The 23,375-nt window shown below is 50.6% G+C and carries 21 protein-coding genes; all 21 read right to left on the reverse strand.

Translation table 11 applies throughout. The annotated features are described in order from the left end of the window. Positions 1–363 precede the first annotated feature (363 nt). The 21 genes from ACN0TT_RS15155 to ACN0TT_RS15255 all read right to left on the reverse strand — a co-directional run bounded on the left by ACN0TT_RS15155 (position 364) and on the right by ACN0TT_RS15255 (position 23,337). Positions 364–2,490, reverse strand: a complete 2,127-nt coding sequence (locus ACN0TT_RS15155) for a TonB-dependent siderophore receptor (protein ID WP_417762984.1) — start codon at positions 2,488–2,490, stop codon at positions 364–366. Next, positions 2,487–3,878: an ABC transporter ATP-binding protein gene (locus ACN0TT_RS15160; protein ID WP_417762985.1), complete on the reverse strand. Its 1,392-nt coding sequence runs from the start codon at positions 3,876–3,878 to the stop codon at positions 2,487–2,489. The genes ACN0TT_RS15155 and ACN0TT_RS15160 overlap by 4 nt, the downstream gene beginning before the upstream one ends. Then, positions 3,875–4,672 (reverse strand): ABC transporter permease, encoded by a 798-nt coding sequence (locus ACN0TT_RS15165; protein ID WP_417762986.1) that lies wholly within the window; start codon positions 4,670–4,672, stop codon positions 3,875–3,877. The genes ACN0TT_RS15160 and ACN0TT_RS15165 overlap by 4 nt, the downstream gene beginning before the upstream one ends. Further along, on the reverse strand, positions 4,669–5,604 hold the full coding sequence (locus tag ACN0TT_RS15170; RefSeq protein ID WP_417762987.1) for an ABC transporter permease: 936 nt from the start codon (positions 5,602–5,604) through the stop codon (positions 4,669–4,671). The genes ACN0TT_RS15165 and ACN0TT_RS15170 overlap by 4 nt, the downstream gene beginning before the upstream one ends. Then, a complete protein-coding gene (locus tag ACN0TT_RS15175; protein WP_417762988.1) occupies positions 5,604–7,145 on the reverse strand; it encodes an ABC transporter substrate-binding protein in 1,542 nt (513 codons plus the stop codon). Before ACN0TT_RS15175 ends, ACN0TT_RS15170 begins: the two co-directional genes overlap by 1 nt. A gap of 231 nt (positions 7,146–7,376) precedes the next feature. Beyond that, a complete protein-coding gene (locus ACN0TT_RS15180; protein WP_417762989.1) occupies positions 7,377–7,793 on the reverse strand; it encodes a DUF6678 family protein in 417 nt (138 codons plus the stop codon). Between the two features lie 6 nt (positions 7,794–7,799). Then, the gene (locus ACN0TT_RS15185) at positions 7,800–8,078 is read right to left on the reverse strand and encodes a hypothetical protein (RefSeq protein WP_417762990.1); all 279 of its coding nucleotides are present in this window, start codon (positions 8,076–8,078) and stop codon (positions 7,800–7,802) included. Next, a complete protein-coding gene (locus ACN0TT_RS15190; RefSeq protein ID WP_417762991.1) occupies positions 8,071–8,604 on the reverse strand; it encodes a hypothetical protein in 534 nt (177 codons plus the stop codon). The genes ACN0TT_RS15185 and ACN0TT_RS15190 overlap by 8 nt, the downstream gene beginning before the upstream one ends. Next, positions 8,604–9,032, reverse strand: a complete 429-nt coding sequence (locus ACN0TT_RS15195; protein WP_417762992.1) for a hypothetical protein — start codon at positions 9,030–9,032, stop codon at positions 8,604–8,606. Before ACN0TT_RS15195 ends, ACN0TT_RS15190 begins: the two co-directional genes overlap by 1 nt. A 64-nt stretch (positions 9,033–9,096) precedes the next feature. Then, positions 9,097–9,636, reverse strand: coding sequence for a hypothetical protein (locus ACN0TT_RS15200; RefSeq protein ID WP_417762993.1), 540 nt, complete (start codon positions 9,634–9,636; stop codon positions 9,097–9,099). Then, positions 9,633–10,208, reverse strand: a complete 576-nt coding sequence (locus ACN0TT_RS15205) for an RNA 2'-phosphotransferase (protein WP_417762994.1) — start codon at positions 10,206–10,208, stop codon at positions 9,633–9,635. The genes ACN0TT_RS15200 and ACN0TT_RS15205 overlap by 4 nt, the downstream gene beginning before the upstream one ends. Positions 10,209–10,244: 36 nt before the next feature. Next, positions 10,245–10,811 carry a hypothetical protein gene (locus ACN0TT_RS15210; protein ID WP_417762995.1) on the reverse strand — a complete coding sequence of 189 codons (567 nt, stop codon included), beginning with the start codon at positions 10,809–10,811 and terminating at the stop codon, positions 10,245–10,247. Further along, positions 10,783–11,241 (reverse strand): SMI1/KNR4 family protein, encoded by a 459-nt coding sequence (locus tag ACN0TT_RS15215; protein ID WP_417762996.1) that lies wholly within the window; start codon positions 11,239–11,241, stop codon positions 10,783–10,785. The genes ACN0TT_RS15210 and ACN0TT_RS15215 overlap by 29 nt, the downstream gene beginning before the upstream one ends. Continuing rightward, on the reverse strand, positions 11,238–11,465 hold the full coding sequence (locus tag ACN0TT_RS15220; RefSeq protein WP_417762997.1) for a hypothetical protein: 228 nt from the start codon (positions 11,463–11,465) through the stop codon (positions 11,238–11,240). The genes ACN0TT_RS15215 and ACN0TT_RS15220 overlap by 4 nt, the downstream gene beginning before the upstream one ends. A gap of 79 nt (positions 11,466–11,544) precedes the next feature. Beyond that, complete coding sequence (locus tag ACN0TT_RS15225; RefSeq protein WP_417762998.1) at positions 11,545–11,868, reverse strand: hypothetical protein; 324 nt, start codon at positions 11,866–11,868, stop codon at positions 11,545–11,547. 98 nt (positions 11,869–11,966) lie between these two features. Continuing rightward, a complete protein-coding gene (locus ACN0TT_RS15230) occupies positions 11,967–12,362 on the reverse strand; it encodes a hypothetical protein (RefSeq protein WP_417762999.1) in 396 nt (131 codons plus the stop codon). Positions 12,363–12,861: 499 nt separating this feature from the next. After that, the gene (locus tag ACN0TT_RS15235; protein WP_417763000.1) at positions 12,862–13,662 is read right to left on the reverse strand and encodes a DUF6985 domain-containing protein; all 801 of its coding nucleotides are present in this window, start codon (positions 13,660–13,662) and stop codon (positions 12,862–12,864) included. Between the two features lie 242 nt (positions 13,663–13,904). Further along, on the reverse strand, positions 13,905–14,249 hold the full coding sequence (locus ACN0TT_RS15240) for a hypothetical protein (RefSeq protein ID WP_417763001.1): 345 nt from the start codon (positions 14,247–14,249) through the stop codon (positions 13,905–13,907). A 208-nt stretch (positions 14,250–14,457) separates the two neighbouring features. Next, on the reverse strand, positions 14,458–14,982 hold the full coding sequence (locus ACN0TT_RS15245) for a hypothetical protein (RefSeq protein WP_417763002.1): 525 nt from the start codon (positions 14,980–14,982) through the stop codon (positions 14,458–14,460). A 179-nt stretch (positions 14,983–15,161) separates the two neighbouring features. After that, entirely contained in the window at positions 15,162–22,388 is a 7,227-nt protein-coding gene (locus tag ACN0TT_RS15250; RefSeq protein ID WP_417763003.1) for a DUF4347 domain-containing protein, read from the reverse strand. Positions 22,389–22,509: 121 nt separating this feature from the next. Beyond that, complete coding sequence (locus ACN0TT_RS15255) at positions 22,510–23,337, reverse strand: sulfotransferase family protein (RefSeq protein WP_417763004.1); 828 nt, start codon at positions 23,335–23,337, stop codon at positions 22,510–22,512. Between the last annotated feature and the right edge of the window lie 38 nt (positions 23,338–23,375).

Below are 23,375 nucleotides of genomic sequence, written 5' to 3' on the forward strand. Positions count from 1 at the left end.
AAATATCCGCTTCAGTGAAATGACTATTGGGCAGTTTTTTACTGCGTGATACAAACGCGGCTTCCATATCCAGTTGGATGAGGATGACTTTGAGGCACTTTTGTAGCAAGCAACTCGCATGTTCGTCATGAGCCCGCGTATCTGATGCGTTAAGGTCAAGCACAGGGGCTGCTCAGTAATAATATCCTGTTCCGAGCAAGTGCAACCAAGAGCGGCAGCGCGATTTGTGCCAATGTGGCAATTGTTGAGTGGCGGCTAGCGATGTGCTAACCCATTAACTCGGATAGTAAAGCGAAGTAAGGCGCGAATAAGTTTGCGCGCTACGCGGACTTATTCGCGCCTTCGCTCAGCGCTGGCGGACGATCAGAACTGATATTTAATGCTGATTTTGGCGCTGCGAGGTTCGCCCGGTTGTGTCCACAGTGGTGAGTATGAACTGCTGAAGTAGGTTTTATTGAGCAGGTTGTCGATGGACAGCTGTAACTGCCAATGTTGCCCGAATGGCTGCTGGGCAAATAGTCGTACCAGCGTATAGGATGGCAACAGATAGCTCGGCGTTACCGTATCACCAAGGCGCTCGTCCACGTAAGTGGCATTCACTCCAATATTGGCATTTTGGGCAAACAAGCTCACCTCTTGGGTCAATGTCAGATTCAGTTTATGTTGGGGAATATTGACGAGGCGGCTGCCCGCGGGAATATCCACCCCCCAATCGATATTCGTTACCGCATTCTTGGTGCGCGCATCGGTATAGGCGTAGGCGATGGCGAGCTGCGTGGTGTCGGTTAGCCATGCGTTGGCGTCTAGTTCAATCCCTTCGCTCTTGGCTTCTCCCAGTGCGGCGGTATAACCCGCATTCACCGGATCGGCGGCCAGAATATTGGATTTCTCTGCGCTAAACAGTGCTAAGGTGCCAGACAAAGCGCCATCAAATAGCGCGAATTTTACGCCCGCTTCCAGTGATTTGCTGCTTTCTGGGTCAAATGCTTGATTGTTGATATCTCGGCCAGTGTTAGGGCGAAAGCCCTCGGCATAGCTGACATACCAGCTGATATCGTCACTGGCTTGATAGACCAATCCCGCCCGCGGATTTAACTGATCTTGTTGCTGGCGACTGTGGCTGAGTTGCATATGGTTATCAATGGCTTGCGTGAAATGATCAAAGCGCACACCCAGCAGCGCTTTCCAGCGTTCAGTTAGGTCGATTTGATCTTGCACATAGACACCATAAGCACGTTGTTGCTCTCGGTCATCTTGGGTGAGCGTCAGCGGCGGTGCCACTTGGCCATATTCGGGCTGGTTGATGTCAACGCTGTAGGTATCATCACCCGCTGTGACGCGCCAATGGCGTTGCTCTGAATCGAGTTGATAACGATAGCCGTCCAACCCCATCAATAAGTGGTGCGTTACCAACCACTCGGCGGCGCCGCTTAACTCCACGCGGGCGGATAGGTCTTCAGCTTGGTAGTCACGATAGCGGCGTTGCCGAGATAAGGTGTGACCATCTTGGTTGAGCAGTTGCCGCGCGCTAGAAAGATCCGCTTCGGTGGAGTATCCCTCTAGTTGTGAATCACGATAGTTTACACCGGCGATCAGCATCCAGTGATTGTTCAACTCATGGTTCACGCTGAGTTGGTGGCCTTGAGCGTCAATCTGCATCGGGCCATCACTTGGTTCACCATAAAAACGGTGAATATCAACAGCACTAAAGTCGTTGTTTTGTACAGCGATGCCGCGGTCAAATGGCATCTCTTGTCGCAATAATTCCAACTCGTAGCTCAGAGTTGTGCGCTCGTTAATAAGGTAGGTCAGTGACGGTGCAACAAACCACTTTTTGGCGCTTACCGTGTCGCGAAAACTGCCGTTATCTTCATAAGCCCCGCTGACTCGAAAGGCCAGTTGCTCATTTATGGCGTTGGTATAATCGGCCTCTGCGCGATAGTGGTCATAGCTGCCGGCGGTGAGTTGCAGGTAACCGTCGGGCGTAAACTGGGGTTTTTTGGTGATGATGTTAATGGTGCCACCCGGTTCACTGCGGCCATAGAGCGCTGAGCCGGGGCCTTTTAATACTTCAATGCTTTGAATATTGACGGTATCGCGGCGACCGCTGTAGCCACGGCCTGCACTATAACCATTGATAAGATAGCCGCCGGGCAGGTTTTCATCTCCGGCAAAACCGCGAATGGCAAAGCTGTCCCACATGCCGCCGAGCGAGTTTTGCCGCGAAATACCGCTGCTTAAATCGATACTGTTTTGAAAGCTGCTAATGCCTTGGCTAGCCAGTTGGCTGGCTTCCACAACGTTGACGGCTTGTGGCAGCGAGTTGAGTGGTGCATCGCCTCGAAACGGTAAGCGTTGCGCTGAAATCGCAATATGTTCTATGTCATGGCGCGGAGCCTCATCGGCGACCGCACTGGCCGCCATTAACGCTAAGGTGAGACAACCTAAGCGCCACGGTGTTTGACTGTGAGCAACAGGAAAAATCTTCACGCTGGGTAATCCTTGAGAGGGATGATCTGATCACACACTTTTTGCAGTTGGGTGAGGTCGTGGCTGATTAGTAGCAGCGCACATTGTTGCTCGCGCGCCAACTTGACCAATAGCTGTGTGAGTTGCTGCGCGGTGATCGGGTCGAGCCGAGAGCTAGGTTCATCCGCCACCAAAAACTTGGGCGATAGCAGCATGGCGCGCAGCAGCGCTATGCGTTGCAGTTCGCCGCCACTCACGTCATTACAGCTGCGCGTTAATAAATCGGCATCAAGATTCAGCTGTGCTAGCAAGGGCGCAACCGCGTCACTCGGTAGTTTATGGCGTTTGAGCAGATCGTTAACTAAGGTGCCAAGGCTAACCGCACTGCTGAAACTGGCGGGGGGATCTTGATACAGCTTGAGCATCTGCGAGCGTGTCAACGGTTGTTGCCATTCAATTCGACCGCTGGCGGGCGGCAGTAGACCCAGCAAGGTATCGCCTAATGTGCTTTTACCACAGCCACTGTCGCCATATACCCCAAGGATTTCGCCCGCGTGTAGGCTAAATGATAATCCTTGGAATAGCCGCTGCTCGCCTCGGCACTGCGCTAAATTGCGGACTTCGAGTAATTTGGGTTGGGATGGTGCTGGCTCTGCGGCTGGCCAAAATTGCGCTTGCGCGTTAATTAATGCACGGGTGTAATCTGCTTGCGGTTGATTGAGCACTTGCTCCGCCGTGCCGCTTTCTAGCAGTTGTCCTTGGCGCATCACCATAATACGGCCGCCCAGTTGCCGCGCTACGGCGACATCGTGAGTAATCGTCAGGAGGCCGCCGTCAGCCGTTTGGCTTTTCAGTAGCTCAACAATGCCATCGCGCTGGCTGGTATCTAAACCTTTGGTGGGTTCATCAGCAATGATAATCTGCGCGCCGCCTGCCGTGGCAGCGGCAAACGCTAGCCGTTGCGCCATGCCTCCAGACAATTGCTGCGGCAGTTGTTGGCTGACTTGGCTCAGCCCCAGTTGGTTCAATTGGGCACGAGCGGCAATTTGTGCCGCATTGGCGTTGGCTTGGCCCACATAACGATACACTTCGCTGACTTGTTGTTCGCTCGGCATCACTGGATCAAGCGCTTGCCACGGCTCCTGCGGTAACATGCTCAACTGCTTGCCCCACAGTTGCTGGCGTGTGGCGCTATTCTGCGATTGCTGTTGAATGCTGACGCTGCCGCGTTGGGTTAATGCGGCAGGTAAGGTGCCCATAATCGCTTGAGCTAATAAGCTTTTACCTGAACCGGTTTCACCAAGAATGGTCAGTGGTTCGCCGCGGTTTAAGCTTAGCGATAGCGGTGCTACCAAGACTTTATCGGCGGCAGTAACGCTGAGATTTTCTATGGTAATCAATGCGCTCATGCCTTTTGCCCCGCCAGTAAGTTAAAGCCCAACACCATCAATACCAACACAAATAGCGGTTGCAGCAGTACCCAAGTGGCTTCGGCAAAGTATGGGAACAGTTCAACAATCATTAGCCCTAGCTCGGCTGTCGGTGGCTTGAGTCCGGCATAAACAAAGCCAGTTGAGGCCATCATCAGTACCGACGTGGCGGCACCAAAGGCGGCGAGCGTCAGCACATTATTGGCAATGGCAGGCCAGATATGGCGTTTGAATAGATACCAACGGCCAAAGCCAAGCAGTCGTGATGCTTCAATCTCGGGACTGTGGATCAGCGGTTGCACCGTAGCGCGTACCACGCGGAAGTACTCCACCCACAGCGTCAAGGCAATGCCGAGATACAACATAATGAATGAGCCGGGGGCAATGCCGGTAATCAATAGCACCAGCACTAAGCCGGGCAGTGACATTACAGTATTAGCAATAAAGTTAATCAGCTTGTCACACCATGGACGGCTCCATGCTGCAATCACGCCGAGTGATACGCCCAATATCGCCGCAGAGCCGACACACAACAGGCTCAAACCAAAAGATAAACGAATGGCCGCCGCTAAGCGGGCTAGCATGTCACGGCCAAACTGATCGGCGCCGAACGGCTGTGCATGGTTCATCGGTGCAAAGGCGGCATTAAGGTGTTGTAGATTGGGTTGATTATGTCCCAGCAATGGCACGACCCAAGCAAACGCCAGCAGTGCCAGCAATAACAGCGCGCCGCAGCGCTGCCCCACGGACAAACCTTGTATTAAGCGACTCATGCGATGCGGCTCCGTGGATCGAGCAGATAGCAGGCGCTGTCTACTAAGGTGTTGATAATGACAAACAGTGCGCCGCAGGTGAGCGCTGTGCCTTGCAGCATCGGAATATCGCGGGAGAACACCGCATGTGATAGGCCATGACCAATGCCCGGCCATGCAAATAGACTTTCGACCATGATGACGCCCTCGATCAACCCGACCAATTGCATCGCCATAAACGCCACCACTGGCAACGAGATGTTGCGGATACCGTGGCGATGAAATGTATGCCATGGGCTTAAGCCTTTTAGCTTGGCAAACAGGTAGTATTCACTGTTGATCACCTTGGCGGTGCTGTTGCGAATCACGCGACTCGACAGCGCGGCTAAGCTCAGCGCTAAGGTGAGCGCGGGTAAAAATAGGTGGGCAGGGCGTTGAAAACCGGCCACGGGAAACCAGTTGAGCATCAGCGCAAATAGTAAAATCAGCACTAACCCTAAGCAAAAGACCGGTTGTGAGCGCAGCAGGGTCGACAGCAGTAAACTGAGTCGGTCAAACCAGCTGTTAGCACGAAAACCGCAAGCCAACCCCCAAGGTAGAGCGATTAGCGCGGAGATAACCAGCGCCGCCACCGCTAATATCAAGGTGTAGCTCAGTTGGTGTTGCAGCTCAGAGATGATGGAATTGCTGCTGACAAGGCTATCGCCTAAATCCAATTGCAGCAGTTGCCACAACCAGTGACCATATTGTTGCCACAGCGGGTTATCGAGCCCTAACTCTTGCCGGACAGCGCTTGCTGCCGCAGCACTGACGGCATCATCACCATAGCGACCAGCTGCAATACGATAGGCCATATCGCCCGGTAACATACGGCTCAAAATAAAGGTGATGGTGCCTACGCTCCACATCATCATGACGAACTGCACTAAGCGTTTAAGTAAGATCTGCTTCATTATTGCAGCGCCATTTGTGAGATGCGGAACGAGCGCTCATAGGGATCGAAGCTAAAGCCTTGTACCCGCTTAGCCACCGCTGACTGTTGTACGTAATACAACACGGGGATCATCGGCAATTGCTCGGCTAACTCGCCGCTGAGCTGGTACACCTGCTGCGGATAATCCGCGGCAGAACTGTTGGCGGTGGCCTGCACCGCGGCAAAAAAGTGCGAATCTTGCCAGTTCATCGGCCCCCAATCACCACCTTGTTGGCTGCTAAAGTCTGCCAGTATCACTGACAGCGGATCAGGAATATTGGCAAAGTTGCGCGCCATTAACGCAGTTTGTAGCGTGCCTTCAACATGGCCAAGCGGAATGGCGCTGGCGTTTTCCATCTGCACGTCGAGCTGAACCCCAAGCTTGGCCCATTGCGCTTGAATCGCGGTAGCAATCACAATTAACTCTGGGCGGTTAGCGTAAGTGATCATGCTTAATTGCAACGGTTGACCTTGTTTCATCAGTTGGCCGTTAGCCTCTTTCTGCCAGCCAGCTTGTGCCAGCAATTGCACAGCTTGCACAAGATTTTGTTGAATGGTGGGCAGATCATCACGATGCCAGATGCCCATCGCGGGGCCGAATAGCTGGTTGGCCTCAGCGCCGGGTTGATGCATGATGCCCTCGGCAATGCCGCGTCGGTCAATGGCTAAACTCAATGCTTGGCGTACGTTTAAATCTGCCAGTGCTGGCAGACCAGCGTTGAGTTTAATCAGAATCGAGCGCGGAATTGGCGTGCTGTTTACGGTGACATTTTGGCTGTGTTGCAGCAGCTGTACTGCGGCCGGGTCAAGGTTATAGACAATGTCGGCGCTGCCACCTTGCACCATCAGCGCGCGGCTTTCCGCGCGGTGGCCAGTAATGTAGTTGGCTTTGGCAATGTTGGCGACTTGGCCATGATAGTCATCAAAGCGGCTGACACTGATCGAGTGCGGCGGCTCAAACGCCGTAAGTTGATAAGGGCCTGTACCAATTAATTGTTTGATACGACGGCGTTTATCATAGGACTCTGGTGCCAAAATTGCGGTAGTGTAGTTGGTTAGCACTGCCGCGAATGCACGATAAGGGCGGGTGAGGGTGAACTGCACTTGATGGTCGTTGAGTTTGCTGGCACTGCGGATTAATGAGGTATCAAACGGCGCAGGCTTGCCCATAGCGATGCGTAAGCTGTTGATCACTGCCGCTGGCGTCACCGTGGTGCCATTATGAAATTTAACATTAGGTTTCAGTGTAAACTGCCACACGGTAGCATCGTCATTTGCTTGCCAACTCTGGGCTAAGCCGGGAATGAGTTGGCCGTCATCGGCCACATCCACTAAGGTTTCTACAATCTGCATGCGGCTGTAGATATAGCCCGCTTTGGCGAGATCGAGACTAATGGGCTCAAATGGGCCGCTAATGGTGAGTAGATCTTGTGCGGGCGGTTCAGTACAGGCCGACAACCCAAGCAGGCTCACTAAACTAAGCGCTAATAATAGTGGCGTTTTAAGTGCAGAAAACATCATGCGTCACAATGAGAAAGAGCCAAAAAATGTGCGGCTATTTTTTCTTTTACTAAGATAAATGGCTAGCGATTAGATCACACTATTATTGATTTAGTAATACTGATGTTTAATTATAAAATTTAAAATGTATTTAATTGATTGAAAAATATATAAATGATGTTTTTCAAATAATACATATTTACAAATTAATCATAAATATCTGCTGTTATCACATTTAGGGACTCTTTCGATTTACCACACGTAACCGGTAATGGTTGCGCCGTGCTCATTCCGCTGTACCGGAAACTGCCCTGAGTGCGCCAACAGCGCAATAAACCCTGCAACATCGTTGTGCTTCGGCGGCAGTGGTCTTTTGGGATCACTGTGCGGGTCGGTAAATTGGTGCGGAATAAAAATCCAGTCAATGTCGCGCAATTCTACACAGGGGAACGGCCCGCAATCATCAAAACGCTGGTTATCGTCCAGCAAACAATCTGCCACAGCCAGCTCAGCAACTGTTGGTTGCTTATTCTTTAACAGTTGCCATTGCACCCCGCCGAGCTGAGGCTGCATGCGCGCCGCCGCCTCAAACAGCTTGCGCCATTTGGCGTTACTCATCAGTGAGGCGGTGGCGCTTTGGCGTAACTTGTCGAGTTGTTGTTGATTCATCAAGTGTTACTCGGCTGCATCGTGCACATCAAAACCCAGTTCGCTACTAGCAACTTGGCAAAAATGCGTAATCCACGCGCTAATATCGGCTTCAGGGAAACTGCTAAGATGTAAGCCCGCGGGTTCAACTGAGGCAATGACTTCGCATTGCGGCAGCCGCCAACGGGGGCAGTTGTCATAGGCATCGTATCCCTGCCAACCGGGCAGCTGTCGATATACTTTTTCTAAGGTTTCACCGGTGGTGTCATCCATTGCTAAATGGATATTAAGACTGGCTTCATGCATCTGCTTGCTCCAATAGTTGTGGTAACTGGTGTTGCTGCCAGGCGGCGATGTCGGCGTCGGCGGGCAGGGCTTGGTAGGCGTGGTAGACTGCCGCTGCATGGTGTAACCCGACACTTTGCGCCAAGGCGATATGGTCGGCTAAGGTCATCTGTTCATCAAAGCCTACGTAATCCAACAGTATGTACGCCAGTACTCGTTGGAAATCGGCGCCAAAGTCGTTGTAAATCACATCGGCTTCGAGTTCAAAACGGACAAAGCGGCGTTCTCGGGGGTTACTTAGTAGCACGTATAACTCGTCGTCGCCGGCCCCGTTACACAGCGGCGTGACTTCATATCCTGCAAGGAAGCTGTAATCATCGAGAATCGACGGCAGGTAGTCATAAGCGGCGTCACTGCTGCGGATCAGATACTGTAATTTACCGAGCGGTGTTTCCTCTGCCACGGCGTTCAAAAAGCGTGGGTCAACGCCGACCGAGACTAATTTAGCTACGCGGGCGGATGTAGGGGTTAACAAAGGGAGTGTCATTAATACGCTTCCGTCATTGGGGACAGGTCATCCATAGGCATAAACGCAACTACCACACCGAAGATAAATACTAATGTAATCAACAAGCTCACTATACTAATGCCAAACACTTGGCCATTAGACTGAAACTCAAACTGCGCTTGCTGTTCAATCTGTTCGCGGGTTAGCTGGTTTTTCTCTACCCAATAGAAAGCTAATGCGGTGTAGGCCATCGGCAGAACCATACTGGGAAAGTTTTCAGGTAACAGCCAAGCGATAGTGAAAATGAGCAGGGTCATCAGCGCGCCATAAATACTGCTGTTCTTCTGTGCTTGCGGCATTCCCATAGCTCGGTAGTTCTCTTTGACCATGTAGGTGGTCGCTAGCGGCCCACCGACAAACGTCGCTACCGTGATCTGCGTTGGTGAAAAGAGCTTTTCTATATCCATAATTCAATATCCTTGATGGCAGCTGCAAAACTTTGGGTAATAGGTGCATGCTACGCTGCGGTTATCATTCAAGTGCAAATTGATAGTTAACATCCGCGCTGAACTCCGGCGCTTGTGCTACTGGCTGCAAGCAAAACTCAATCACGCTGGTGCAGTCTTCATCGGGCATATCGCCAACGTTGATTTGCAGGCGATACCAGCCATTTGCTAGCGGCGCACAAGGATGTGTCGTGCTAGTTGCTGCGAGTAGGCGCGGTGAATGCGCAGACCAATCAATAAGGTAGGGCACAGTAAACAGGGTGATTTGGCCGCTAATGATTTCAATCACATAGCCATCTTGCTGATGTGTTGGGGTCAATCCTGCCTGCGTAAAGGTTGATGGTTCATTCACATTGAATACGATAGTGTAGGGCAGGTTATCAATGCCCATCAGCGGAATGAGTATCCCTTCGGCAGCGACCATGTCACCGATTTCGGTGGTGGTTAACACTTCGAGCAGATTGGTGCCCAGATTACGTTGTTCTTTTAAGCGGTTGATATTGGCAACATCGGCTAATAAAAACCAATCGTAGGTGTCATTAACTGCACCAACATAACGGATCATACGGGGATCTCCTCAGCGATGGCGGGCGAGTCTAGCGGCACTTGAATAAACTGTGGCGGCACAGATTCGGTTAACCAAACATCGTTCGCGGTATGGTAAAAGGTGTGTCCGGCCGCCACCATGGCGGCGGCATCAATACGCAACAGCACCGGTTTGCCATAGCGTTGCCCTACAGCAAGTGCCGCTTGATGATGCTCAGTTAAATGCACATGCTGGCGTGCCATTTTTTGCAGGCCTTGTGTCTGAATCGATGCTAAAAAACGGCTAGCGGTACCGTGTAGCAAGATATCCGGCGGCACCGTTGGACTGAGTTGTAGATCAACCGTAAAAGAGTGGCCTTGATTGGCGCGGATTTTTTGACCATCGGCGGAGATAGCAAATCGTTGCTTATCGCTGCTGGCAACCACGGCGAGTAGCTGCTGATGATCTAGCGGGGTGCCAGTGGCATTAACCTGTCGCAGCAGTTGTTGGATATCCGCCCAACCGCCAGCATCGAGGTCGATCCCCAGCTGCTGCGGTTGGTGTCTGAGTACAAAGCTGAGTAGCTTAGATACTTCTTGGTGATTGGGCACTTAGAAACTCCTTTTCTTCAGTGCGAGTTCAGCGTGTTAACAGGTACCGATATCAAAATCGCGATTATCAGCCAAACCTTTATCGTAAATGGTACTGATGCTTTCCAGTGTGGCGGCATAGCTGCGGCTGTCACACTCTACTGATACATCAAAATCCTGCAGCATGACTGATACCCGTTGCCGGACGACATTATCGCGGCCATGGCTCAGCTGTTGCCATTGGCGCTCGCTACCGAAGACATCATAAAGTTGCTTATCGGTGAGCTGAATGGCAATGGCTTTGGCCGGCGCGCTGTACGGGCCTTTAACCACTTCTGGCAGTTTCTGCCGTTGGTCGCTGTCAGGGATAAATTGCATGGCAATGATATCACCGTTAGCTTGGGTTGGCGTCGCCATATCGAGCGTAATGTGCAGTTCTCCCGTGAGTGACACAATACCGCTGAAATGGTAATGGTCATTGGCAACGTCTTTTTGCTGCAGTGATAGCGGGCTGTCATAGTCAGAAAAAGCCACGTCTTCGGCCGCATGGCTAGCACTGGCAAACAGTGTGGCACATAGCAGGGTGGCGCGTAGTTTATTCGTCTTCGAAATCATCTTCGGCATAACAAAAGTGCTCCAGAAATTGTTCAAAACTGTCGGCGAATTTATTGCTGTTGCCCCATTCAAAATTCACGACGGGTGGGCAGGATTTATCAGATAAATCCAAGCAATATGCACCGTCATCATGGCACTGTATCACCACAAAATGTGGTGGCAGTGAAGGTTGTTCATCACGTAAAAACGCGGTATCGGCAAAGATATTGCCACCTTCCATTTCGAGCGGTTGATTGTCGATGATGCCACTGATGAAGCGATCCCCGACACCGATCGCTCCATAACGACTTAGCCATTGGCATAACGGCTCTGGCAATGGATAACCGATGGCTGATTGTAGCTGTGCGATAGCGTCAGCCGAGGCTGGCTGGCTATACCAAATGTCGTCGCCAGATGCTGCCGCCTGCTGTAAAAAATGTTCCATATCTGTCATGTTCATTGGGCTAACTCCGCTAATAATTGTCGCAATTCTTCACCTTCAGGCGCCACATAGACGTCATCAAAACACTCTATAAATGAGCTATATAATGGTTGGGCACAGGGCGCAATGAGTTGACGTTGCTGCAGTTGTTCATCGTTGAACGCCAGCAACTGTTCATGATCAAACCAAACAATGGCGGCGTCTTCCAATGGTGTCGCTCGCTGACCGACATCAAAACACACTGGCCCATAGCCAAGCCAATCGGTAAGTAGCCAGCTTCCAATAGCGGTAGCGCGCTGTTAATGAGGTGCGTTAACGGCGCTAATGGCGCATTTGATGGGGTGTGGGCAAGGTAGACATTTCAGCAAAACCTTGTGTTGGCATCTCATCAAAAAGATGGCAGCACGCCAGCAGATACTGTTTAAATTGCTGTGGTAGAGCGATGGCGAACCGCTGCTCAAACGCTGCAATATCGGCCTCCGTTAGCGGGCTGGCAACGGTATGCCATTCTATCCAGTCATCTTGTTGCCACGTTTGCTCATGAGCGTTGGGGCTACCACGCATGTCGAGCGGAATTGCGTCCAGCGGTGCGATATTGGCATTGCCCAATAGTGTTTGTGTGGTGAGGTGCTTTGCATAATCCATTACTGTATACCGTCCTTAAAAATCCTCATCGCTACTAAGCGTTAGGCCAGCGGCTGGTGGCTGGCATCATCGGTGAGTTTACGCTGTTGCCCGTGTGCTTATTCATCCACCCGTTCGGTGACCGCTTGCGGCGTGACCTGTTGCTGAATATAGGCCAGTTCTTCAGCAAACAGGCCGCTGGCAAAGGCGGCTTGCTCACTCTCTATCAAACTGGTGGGCTGCGCTTTAAACTCCTGCTGACAACGCAGTAGCTCTTCATGTAACCAGTGGCACACATCGGCCATGGCGCTAATTGCTTTCTTTAAAAAAGACGCCCATTTGGTTTTTTTAATACCTTGCTGATAAAGTGCGACGGCAATCTGACCAAAGGCTTGATGCAGCGGTAATATTTCAGCTTCGGTGGCAACATTGGTTGCACCTTTAACAACTTTGGCGTCAAGCAACGCCTGTTGCAGCGCCGCTTGTTGCGATACGGTTAGGAAAGTGTCAGTCATCACCTGTATGTGGCTCCTGCAAGCTGATTATTGGTTATTAAAAAGGTCGCCATAATTACTGTGGCGCGTGCGTCACACCGTATGTTCTTGGGTAGCGAATCGATAATTGACTACCCGTATTCGCTGAGCTTGACCGCAGTTGTCGGCGTAACGTTTTACGCGCGGTGGTTGGCTCAGCGCTTTGCGACCAGCACCACCTCGAGTGGTTTACCTGCTGCTCGCGATCATTCCTCACGCATGTTTTTTTAGGGGCGGCATTCTGCCATAGGCAGACAGGCACATCCAAGGGCGATCTTGGTCGGATCGGGCATTGGGCCATGTACTCGCTTAAAGCTTGTTCGCCCGCATCGCTAAAACCGTCATTTCGGCGTCCAGCATAGCGTTTAATGTCACAGTTATGGGCGCTTGTCGGCGCATTCAAGGGCTGCGGGTTAGTAAAATTGGGCGGCCGATGCTGTGTCATGTGGTGTAGCCGTTCTTTGAGCATCCATCGCCTCCGTTAGCGCCAACTGATGTTATGCGGCAAACTCGGATACTCCTGCGCTAAACGTTGGAACAAGAGTTTGAGTTGCGTTGTGGCCTCTGGCAACTTACGCGTTAATGCTGCCGTATCAGTAAAAATGATCTCATCGGGCAGAGATACACTGGCCGATATCATGTCCCAAAATGCGTCCCAGTTATGGCCATAAAACTCACCAAACTGCAACGCCTCAGCGAGCTTGCGTTGCAGTTGCGCTTCGCTATCTATATCGGCGAGGGAGATAACCACCGGTGCCGTCGCGGATGGGAATAAGAACGCACCATCGCCGCCACCCATCGCTTGTACGGTCAAACCTTCAGTTTGTACTCCAAGACCATGTTCATCATCCCAGCTACAACCAAACAACATACCGATATATGGCAGCTTACTGCCGTTGTGGCGGTGATGAATAAACACTTGGCTAAGCCCAAGCAATGGCTTGAGTTGTTGCGGTTCAGTGATCTCGGGCATATGGCCGCTAAAAAATGGCCAACTGATAAGCTCTGAGCGTTGTTGTTGATAATATTCAAAAATCGCGTGCAGCACGTGCTGACTCAACAGCTCATGATGCTGCGCAAACCAGTCGATCAGTATTTGTTCGGTTGCTGTCAGCGGGGCATGTTCGCGGCGGCCATCGGGGCCAAAGATTACAGATACAGTGCCGTCAGACACATCGTCACCTAGCGCTGCATAATTGTTGTGGGCACTGGCAAAGCCTTGCCAGAACGGAAGTAGATAGTCACACAACCAGTGACCATTGGCGGATAATTCAAACTGCATGATGTTTCCTTAACTCTTTGACTTCCTATCGCTGCAACGCGCGGCTTAACGGCGTAATGCGCTCAACAGTAGCGATGCCTATGCAGCGCTGACCAACTCAGTTGAATTTGCAGCAAATGCGGCAACAAATGTTGAGGGTAAAGTGATAACAAAATCGCGCTGACTGATAGCTGAATCGGCCGGTGGTCCGGAGCGCGAATCTGCTATGGTGACACCGTTATTTGATCGCTGTGGCACTCAGGTTAGCGGCGGGTTTGTTTTTTTAATCTGAGTAGCGCCTGATGTTGCGCTTCACTCAATGGTTTAGCGCTGGGTTTGGCGCGCTTGCTTAAGTGTTCAATCAATGGCGCATCGGCCGCTTTTTGCCAGTTAAGTCGAGGCTGTGCCTGTAAGGCCGCATCTAACGCCTCTGCGTCATCGTGTTGATTGATTAACTGCTGTTGCCCGCGGCGGAATTGACGATTCACCTGGGCTTTACGGTATTTAATCGCCTTGCGTGAGCTTTTATCGTTTTCGCCATAACAGTTCTTGCTGTGGTTCAGATAATCCAGCACCTTTTTTTGCTGCGGTGTTTGGCGGTGAGTCATTAGCTGTCCTTGTCTAATGTGGTGGTATTAACGCTGTGCAAGTGGCCTAGTTTATCACGTGGCTGTCGGTGAGTGGAAAGCAGCGTTTGCCCTTTATTGCTAAGCAACTTCCATGAGCCGTTGACTGAGTTGGCGTGATGTTCCAGCACGCGCTCAGGCAGCATTGCAGGGCATTGCTGTCACAATGCCAATCACCGCAACCCATGTCTTAGTCGGACACGCCAAAGTGCAAAAATAAAGTGGCATGTTCGCCTTCTAGAATGAAGTCACACCAACTGGCTTCGTACCAAGCTGGGCTGTGCATTGTCACGCTGATGAGTTGTTTTATCTGGATCGCGTTATCAATGTCTTGGCAAAGCTGGTTGACCAGCGTGGCACGGGCATCGGCGTCGTAGAGGGTAAAGCTATGGTCGACATCTTTCAAATAGGCAAACGCCGAGCCACAGCCGCCCCATTGTTGTTGCTCTGCTGCGTTAAGCCGAGGTTGAAAGCTAAATAACCATTCATGCAGTTGCTGGCTTAGCTCAGCGTGCCAGTTTGGTAATGGTAGGTATTCAAAGCTGGCATGTTCGTAGTAGGCGCTGAGGCATTGCTGCACCGCTTGTTCGGCACTGGTGCCCGCGGGAAGTGGGGTCAGTTCATAAGTAAATTCATGGTTCAGTTTACTATTGAGCAGAGCGAAGGCGATGAGTTGTCCGTCAATTTGCCCAAGTTGGTAGCTGAGTTTGTCCATAAGACTCCTGTTGTGTGTGGCAAATGCATCAAGCGCGACACTATAGCGAAAGAGTACAAGCTAGCCAATCAGCAGGATAAACTTGAGTGAATACTGCCACAATGACGTCTTTTAAAGGATAAAAACAGGGCAAGAGATGCTCTTGCCCTGTGGGTTGCTAATAGTGACCACGCTTGGCACTATCGTTGTGGCTTTTTCCCTCTCAGGCGGATAATCCCAAATAGCGTCAACCATATCAACCATGCAAAGCTCAATGCTCCACCGTGAGGTTTTCTTGGAATGATAGGCTCGCTACCGCCATCACCACCATTGTCACCGTTGCTATTAGCAACAGCTACGCCACCTGGATCAGCGATGCTACCGTTAGCTTCGCCGTCCGCATCATTAGGACCACCATCTTCAATGGTTAACTGCACACACCAATGGCCAGCGGTTAAGCCTGATTGCCAGCTTTCATCGCCTGGCGGCGGACAGAAGCCCTCGCTGCCTGCTGCTGAAGATAGCGTGTTATTACTGTCTTCGACAAAATTACGCCAACTACCATTACTAAATTTACGGTACACCGCTTGTGATGGAAGGCTCACAAGTTGCGGCACCACGATAGCCACGCTTTGACCTGTATTTGGTAGTTCAGCCATTTCAAAGTCGAACAGTCCAGAAGAGGTGTAGCCTACGTCGTCGGAAAGTGTCGAGAAGCGGTTCATCTCTTCTGGCGATAATAATGCACCGCCACTGTCTGTTTGAATTGCCAACTCCCCAAGGCGACAGCTGATGCCTGGCTCACACTCCAACAGGAAGCTATTGGTGCGACGAGCAACCTCTGGCAACACGTTCGCCGCTTCAATATTGTCTAGGTAATCAGGAATACCATCATTGTCGCTATCGGCCATCCCCTCAGTGGCATCATCAATACCATCTGCATCGCTGTCGACACCGGAAGATAGTGTCGGTAGTGAGCTAACCACAACAAAGCGGAAAGTGGCCGTAGTGCTCGCGTTCTGCTCGTCGCTGGCGACAACATTCACGTTATAGCTGCCGCTAGTTAATGCAGCAGGCGAGAACACAAAGCGAGTAGGGTCATCGCTTAGATTGATTAAGCTACTGTTGTTGCTCCAATCAAGCGTGACATTGTCTCCCACGTTGGCATCGCTGGCTGTTGCCGTGACGGTAACATCACCGTTTGTCGGCGTGATTTTGATAGTGTTTACGCCGCCTTGTGCCAGCGTGAGTGTTACCCGTGGTGGCAGGTTGCCCTCAACGATAGTGGCGGTAAAGCGTGCGGGAACACCAGCGTTGATATCGTTGATATCAGCATTGTTGCCTTGCGGCAGATCTTCGGCGTCACTGGTATGGTCATCCAATAGCACCACTAACGTTTCGTCACCTTCCAAATTGTTATCTTGGATAGTTGAGAAGCGAATCGTTGCGTTAGTCTGATCTTGTTCAAAGATCACACTGCCATTGACTAAGGTATGGTCCTCTACACTAGCGCTGCTAGCGCCTTCATCGATGATGAATGGTACTTCCAGCGGATAGAATGGCGATTTACCGTTGAGCAATATGTTGAATTCAACGTCTGAACCTTCCGCCACGGTTTGTGACTTGCTGAAGCTCACTAGCGGACGAATATTGACAATTTGCATGGCATTCGCTTGATTACCTTTTCTGTCAGCCGCTTGCCACACGACCTCGTTTCGCCCTGGTTTGAGATGCAGTAATCCATTGTTCATACCGACAACAGCAGGTGAACAACAGTTGTCACCATCAATGTTATCGCTGGCGAGGCTATTGAGCGCAGCTTGCATCACATCGTCTGTGGTATTTGCATTAACGCCCAGTAGTTGTCGTAAGGTAATTGGCGTAAACAGCGCGGTAGCATCTAACAATACAGTGTCTGGCGCCCGCAATTGAGGTGATTCTGTATCGAGATAGTCTTCGGGGTCGTTTGGATTGGTACCATCCAGTCCCTCTTGGTAGTCGCTCACCGTATCACCGTCAGTATCAAGACCAGCTTGTACGCTTATGTTGAATGGCGGCAGTGAGGCTCTGGCGATGCCGTCACTCACACTAATGCTGATATTGTTGTACTGACCAACATGCGCATCCGCAGCAATCCCTGATAATTCACCAGTCGTCGCGTTGAAACTCAACCAACTTGGTAGCGAAGAGATACTAAAGGTTAAGCGGGTATCTGCATCGGGATCACTCGCCGTTGCGACAAAGCGATACGGTTGTCCGACCGTGATACTGGTTGTCGGCGTACCACTAATTACTGGTGGCTGATTGGTATTCACCACCGTAATTGAAAATGCTGACAGGCTCGCCGATAGCTCACCATCACTGACACTAATGACAATATTGTTGTAATCGCCAGCCGCGGACAGCGATGGCGTACCGCTTAGCGTCCCAGTATTGCTATCAAAGCTGGCCCAGCTAGGTAGATTGGTGATGCTAAATGTTAACTGATCTCCATCCGCATCACTGGCGGTAGGCGTAAAGCTGTAACTCACACCTTCTTGCGCAGCATTGCTAGGTGAACCGCTAATCTCAGGCGCTCGGTTACCTAACATTACATTGGCTGCACTGGCAATAGCTAAGCTGCTGCTATTGTTATCCGCACCACTATCGACGATGGTAGTTAGGGTAACAACACGTTGTGCATCCGCTGCCAAAGCGCTGTTGTAACGATAGGCTAGACCGTTGACCAAGATTTGTGCGCTATCAGCACTGATGGCCCCAGTTAAGGTTACCGTGGCAATGGCGTTATTGACCGTGACCAGATAGCTCAAGCTATTGTTCACCGTGGAACCATTGCCAGCAATCAATTGAATAGCTGTACCATCTGCGACAATGAACTCTTCAGCACTGCTATCCACATTGCTAACCGTCAGCGTCAGGCTGTTGATGGTTTGATTGGTATCTTGGGTACTTACCGCTGCGCCCACAAAGAGTGTTGCCGGTGTAGCGTTACCTGCGGTATAGCTTGGGTTTGTTGCGGTAGCAGTTAGCGTTGGCGCCGTGTTGGTCGGTGTAAGTGCTAATGCCGTTGTGGCCGTTGTGGCGATTGCAGCGTTGCCAGCGGTATCCGTGAGCACTGCTGACAATGTCAATGTGCCATTACCCAGACCGCTAACATCCAATCCAAACACTTGCATATTCGCAGTGAAGATAGTGCCATTGCCGATAACTGCTGTACCGCCACCAGACGAGCTGATGCTGTACCTGTAACCAGCGCCTACTTCTGCACCGGCAAAGGTGAAGCTAATAGGTGAAGCGCTGTAGCTGTTACTGTCAAAGGTGACTGAATGGCCGCTTGGAGGCGTAACATCAAGCACCGCAGTAGACGTCACCGCTACTGCACTGTTACCTGCGCCATCCGTGACAACAACTGAGAGTGTCAGCGTGCCATCCGCTAAACCACTCAGATTCAGCCCAGTGATTTGGTCAGTGGCCGAGGCTAAAGTACCGCCGCCTGTCACAGCGGTGCCGCCACCTGATGAGCTGATGGTGTAGTTGTAATTACTACCCACTTCCGCCCCTGCGAAGGTAAAGCTTTGGGTGCTACTTTCTACTGCATTGATTGTGTTGTCATCAAAACTCACACTATGACCTGATGGCGGGGTGCTATCGACGGTGGCATTGCTGTTATCTGTGGTTGAACTGGAACCGCCAGAGTTGCTGGCAGTGATAGCAACATTGAGATTAGAGCCATTGGTAACACTGTTGGTGAGCTGATAGGTTGCAGTCCACTGACCACCTCCCATATCCGTGGCGATAACGTCACTTGGGCCACCGAAGGCACTGAAATCAACCGTTACGCCGCTGACACCAGCATTATTATCACCGCTACCAGAATTGTTCCACGTGACAGTTACGGTATCGCCCACTCGATAAGCACCATTAGTCCCTGATGCGCCAGAAATCGATATGTTGCTGCTACTCACCGTTGGTAACTGCACTGCAGTTAATACGGTATCAGCACCGGAGCTACTTACGCTAAAACCTAAAGACCCGCCAGCAGCATTACTCAGAGTAAGGCTCACTTCTGGCGCTGCGAAAGTGGTAGCGTTAGTATCAATTTCCAATATGGAACTGCCATTAAAGCGCACATTGGCTTGGCTCAGCCCTGTAACGCCGGAGATGACGATACGGTCACCAGCGCTAACATCGGTAATGGTATCGCCGTTCAGTTGTGCGGCACTGCCCACAAAACTGTCGCTGCCCAAGTTACCTGTCATGGTATCTATGCCAGTACCGGCGTGCAGCGTGTCGTTATTACTGCCACCAATAAAGGTGTTGGCGCCGCTAAAATTCTGCGCCGTCATGTTGAGTGAACCGTTGACTAGACTTGCATCGATTGTCACATCTTGGGTAATTGTCACCCCGTTAAATTTACCAATATCGATGCTGGGCGTACCGAGAGTGCTTGGTAGGTTAAGGTTAAAACCATTATTGTCTTTCAACTCGATACGGTTAATGCCGTTGAAACTGCTAGACGTAAAATCAAACGTACCACCGCCACTTAATTGCAGGGTGTTATTGCTGCCACTGAACGACGGCACAGCATTAGCGATGTTGCTATCTAGCGTCACGGAAATGTTGTCGGCTAGATTAAGCCCACTAATATTAGTAAATTGCGTACCGACAAGATTAGTATCGGCCAGCGTGAGGTTAACCGTGGCTGATTGGCTATTGATTGCGCTCAAGTGACCGTTAAACACATTGCCTTGAACAACAAAAGTAATGTTTTCATTGGGGACGTTATTACCATCCAGAGCTGAGTTAACCGTCACATTGGTATCTGTGCGGGCCGGATTTAGCGTAATTTGTCGTGTGTTGGTGCTGCTGTCGCCAATGACATAGTTCTCTACATCCGCGAAAGTGGTGAGATTGCCATCCCCGTTGACTGTAATTGTTTCAATGCCTGCCGCGATTACCGTACCCGTGAATGCAGTATGTTGGTCACCGGTCATGGTAACACTGGCGTTACTCTCAAGTGTTAGGTTCGTAATATTACTAATCGTTGCGGCGCTGATATTCGCGCCGTTTGCGAGATGCAGTGTATCGCTAACAGTATTGTCACCAGTTAGTGTGCCCGTGTAAGTTAAGCTGCCAATATCAAAGGTAATCGCGTCAGTAGCTGATATGGCCGAAACCGATGTGTCTGCTGCTGCAACCGTGATCGTACGCGTGTTCGTTGATGAATCATTGACGGAAATTGTTTCAATGCCAATTGGCGTTGTAAAGTCGCCATCGCCATTAACGTTGATGGTTTGTGAGCCAGTCGCCGTCACAGTGCCGGTAAACTGTGCCAACTGACTGGCAGCGACCATGGTGGTGGCGCCGCCCGCTTGGGTAAAGTTTTCAAAGCCTGAAATGGTAGCGCCGCTGATATCAGCACTTGCCCCCAGAATCAGCGTATTGGAACCCGCATTGCCTGCAAGTGTACCAGTAACGGTTAACCCACTAATGTTTACCGTATCATTACCTGAGCCACCCCCTACCGATTGTGCACCACTGCCTAGGGTGAATGTACCGCTGTAACTGGCTCCTAGCTCATAACTATCAATATTGACGTTACCAGTGACATTGTCGCTACCCGATACTAACTGGATGGTTTGGTTGATATTGTCGGTAAAGGTGGTAAAGCTCTGGTGCTGAGAGGATGACATTGCCACGGTAGCATTTGCTGGAATCGTCAGGGTTTCAAAACCTGTCAGCGCTGCGAGTTGACTCAGATCCGCGCCATCGATAGCAACTAAAGTATCATTACCGGTGCCGCCATTAGCGGTTGAACCTGCTGTGTGGGCGGCAGCTGCTAGCGTTAATGTCTCATCGTTACTACCGAAGTTAAATGAGGGCGATAAGTTGGTGCCAGTGGTGGTGTTAAACGCTGCCGCGGTAGTGGTTGCGCTGGTAGCTTGATTAACGGTTACCGCAAACGTTTTTTGAAACGTGGTGGTGCCATCATTGGTTTGCACGCACACGTTATAACTGCCTACTGATAAGCTGCTAGCCGTGCGTAAGTTGCTACCGTTAATATTAAAACTGGCATTGTTGTCATCGCCACTGTCACCACAACTACCATTGGCAGAAGCGCCGTTGCTCACCAGTGAGTAAGTATGCGTATCACCACTATCTGCATCGGTCGTACTCAAACTACCAACGGTAACATTCGTTCCTGTGCTGGCTTGATTGATGCTGGTCGCACTTAAACTGATATTGGTTGGGGTAGCGTTAACTTGCGCCGATGTCAGGTTGGCGATCGCAATGTCGTCAATCTTTACCCAATGCATTGTGGTGCTATCAGCGTACTGAATCGTGAATTTTTTAATACCGGTCCATTGAGAACCTGAAAAATTTATAATTGTCCCTGATGCTCCACCAGCATAGTCTTGTATACCGCCTTTATCTGAAGTTATACGGATAGTTTTTGTCGGTGCACCATATCCTTGATATACGTAGATAGAGGAAAGATCGAAGGTTTCATTACCTGAAAAATATACATAACTCTGTGTTTGGGAGGAGGAGCCAGTAGATATGTAAACGTAGCCAGGGCTATAGTTATAAAGATCTTGGTTACCTGAACCTGCTGATTTTACATTAAAGGTGTAGCTGGTTCCGGATACTACGTAAGATTTGTGGTTAGCATATCCAGTTGGCATCTGGTTTAGTGTTAAGGTGCCAGTAAAATTCAGCAGATGAGAAAAGTCGCGCATCGCGGCTGAGTCAAACATCGGCGTGGTTTCAATATCGCCGGTCTGAATTTCTAAGTGCCAGTCACCGTGTTTAACTCTACTACCGGTCGGGTTATTTGATGCGGTAACATCCACATGAGTATGACCGCTAATCACTTCTAAGAACGCTTCGCCTTTGCTTGTTGCCGCTAAGTCACAGCCGTAAAACAGCAGGTCGCCGCCTTGGCGAATCGCGCCATTCAGCTTATTGAACAAGCTCAAATCTTGCTCCAGCACTGCCTCATCAATGCGTTGATTACCGAGCAAAATAACGCCATCGCTGGCGTGGGACACCAAGTGCACCGCCGCAAGGTCATGGTAGCGGTTAAGGATCTGTTTCAGTTGGCCGAGACCATCACGGTTCCCGTCGATTTCTACCACATCAACACCGGGGCGAATATTTTTATACAGCAGGTGTTTATCCGGCACCGCCGCATCAATAATGACCAGCTCATTGACCACTTGACCTGCTTGAATATCAAGTTTTTCGGCGGTTGCGGCTGGGCGAGGTTGTGGGCTGCTGGCAAGCGATTGCTTCACCAAGGTGTTGCTCCGTAATGGCGTTGCCTGACTGACCAGATAGCTATTGGTGGGACGAATATAACCACTGGCATAGCCAGACATTGGCATTAGGGTACCTAAGATGCCCGATAACACATTCTTCTTCATGCGGATTTCTCGCAAACTCAATAAGTAGGCACATGGGCCAGTTAACCATAGGTTTAAGTGTCGAAATCCGTCTCATGCTCAAAACAACTAGCGCGCAGACATCCATTGCCTGCGCTGTGTTTTACATTTTACTGGGGGCAATAATATTGGCAGCGGTGCCACTGCTATCTTGCCAAAAATCCATTTCTTGATATTTATCGAACAGATCGGGCGGTAATATGGTCCTGCGTGGGCTAAAGGCTACTTGGCGTTTTACGCGGTGTAGCCCAGTGGCACCAAGGTTTTGATCAAATTCGTTTTCTTCATATTCCACGTTGTCAAAATCGTGGACGTAGTGTGGCTCGCCTAGGAACTTATAGATGAGTTCCAGTGTTTTTGCAGGATATTGCGTCAGTATTTCGTAATCGACTAGCAATAAGCGGTCGGAGTATTCGCCGTAATAGGCTTCTTTTAATGATGTCCAAGCACTGCCAACCGTGCCAGCGGCGTTCATCATCGATTCACACCGTGAGTACACTGTTTGGCGACTAGCAGGTGAATACATGCGACTGTATTCAAACGGATTACGACGATAGATCCCCTCAAAACTGTCGGCAATCCATGCAGGATTACGCACACAGCAAATCACTTTGAAGTCACCAAACAGTGGTGCCAATTGGTGTAAACGCGCGGTCCACTGGCGGCTGGTATCAAAAATCACATTGGTGGAGCACAGTTGCTGCTGGTAATAGGCGGAGAACAAGGCGTGGCAGATGGCAATACGGCGTTCGTCATCGAAAAAGTTGGCAAATTCGTGGCCAGCGCCCATCAACTCAAGGTTGGACTGCATAAGTGACGAAATAGGGCTACTCATGGCCGCATGAAAGCGTGGATTTTGTTTCAAAATTCCCGCAAGCAGAGTAGAGCCAGAACGGGGAAGACCAGAGATAAAATGAAACTTAGACGGCATAGCAACAGCCTAGAAATTCGAGTTGCACGAATTCTAGC

Source organism: Shewanella sp., assembly GCF_048265805.1.
GTDB lineage: Bacteria > Pseudomonadota > Gammaproteobacteria > Enterobacterales > Shewanellaceae > Shewanella.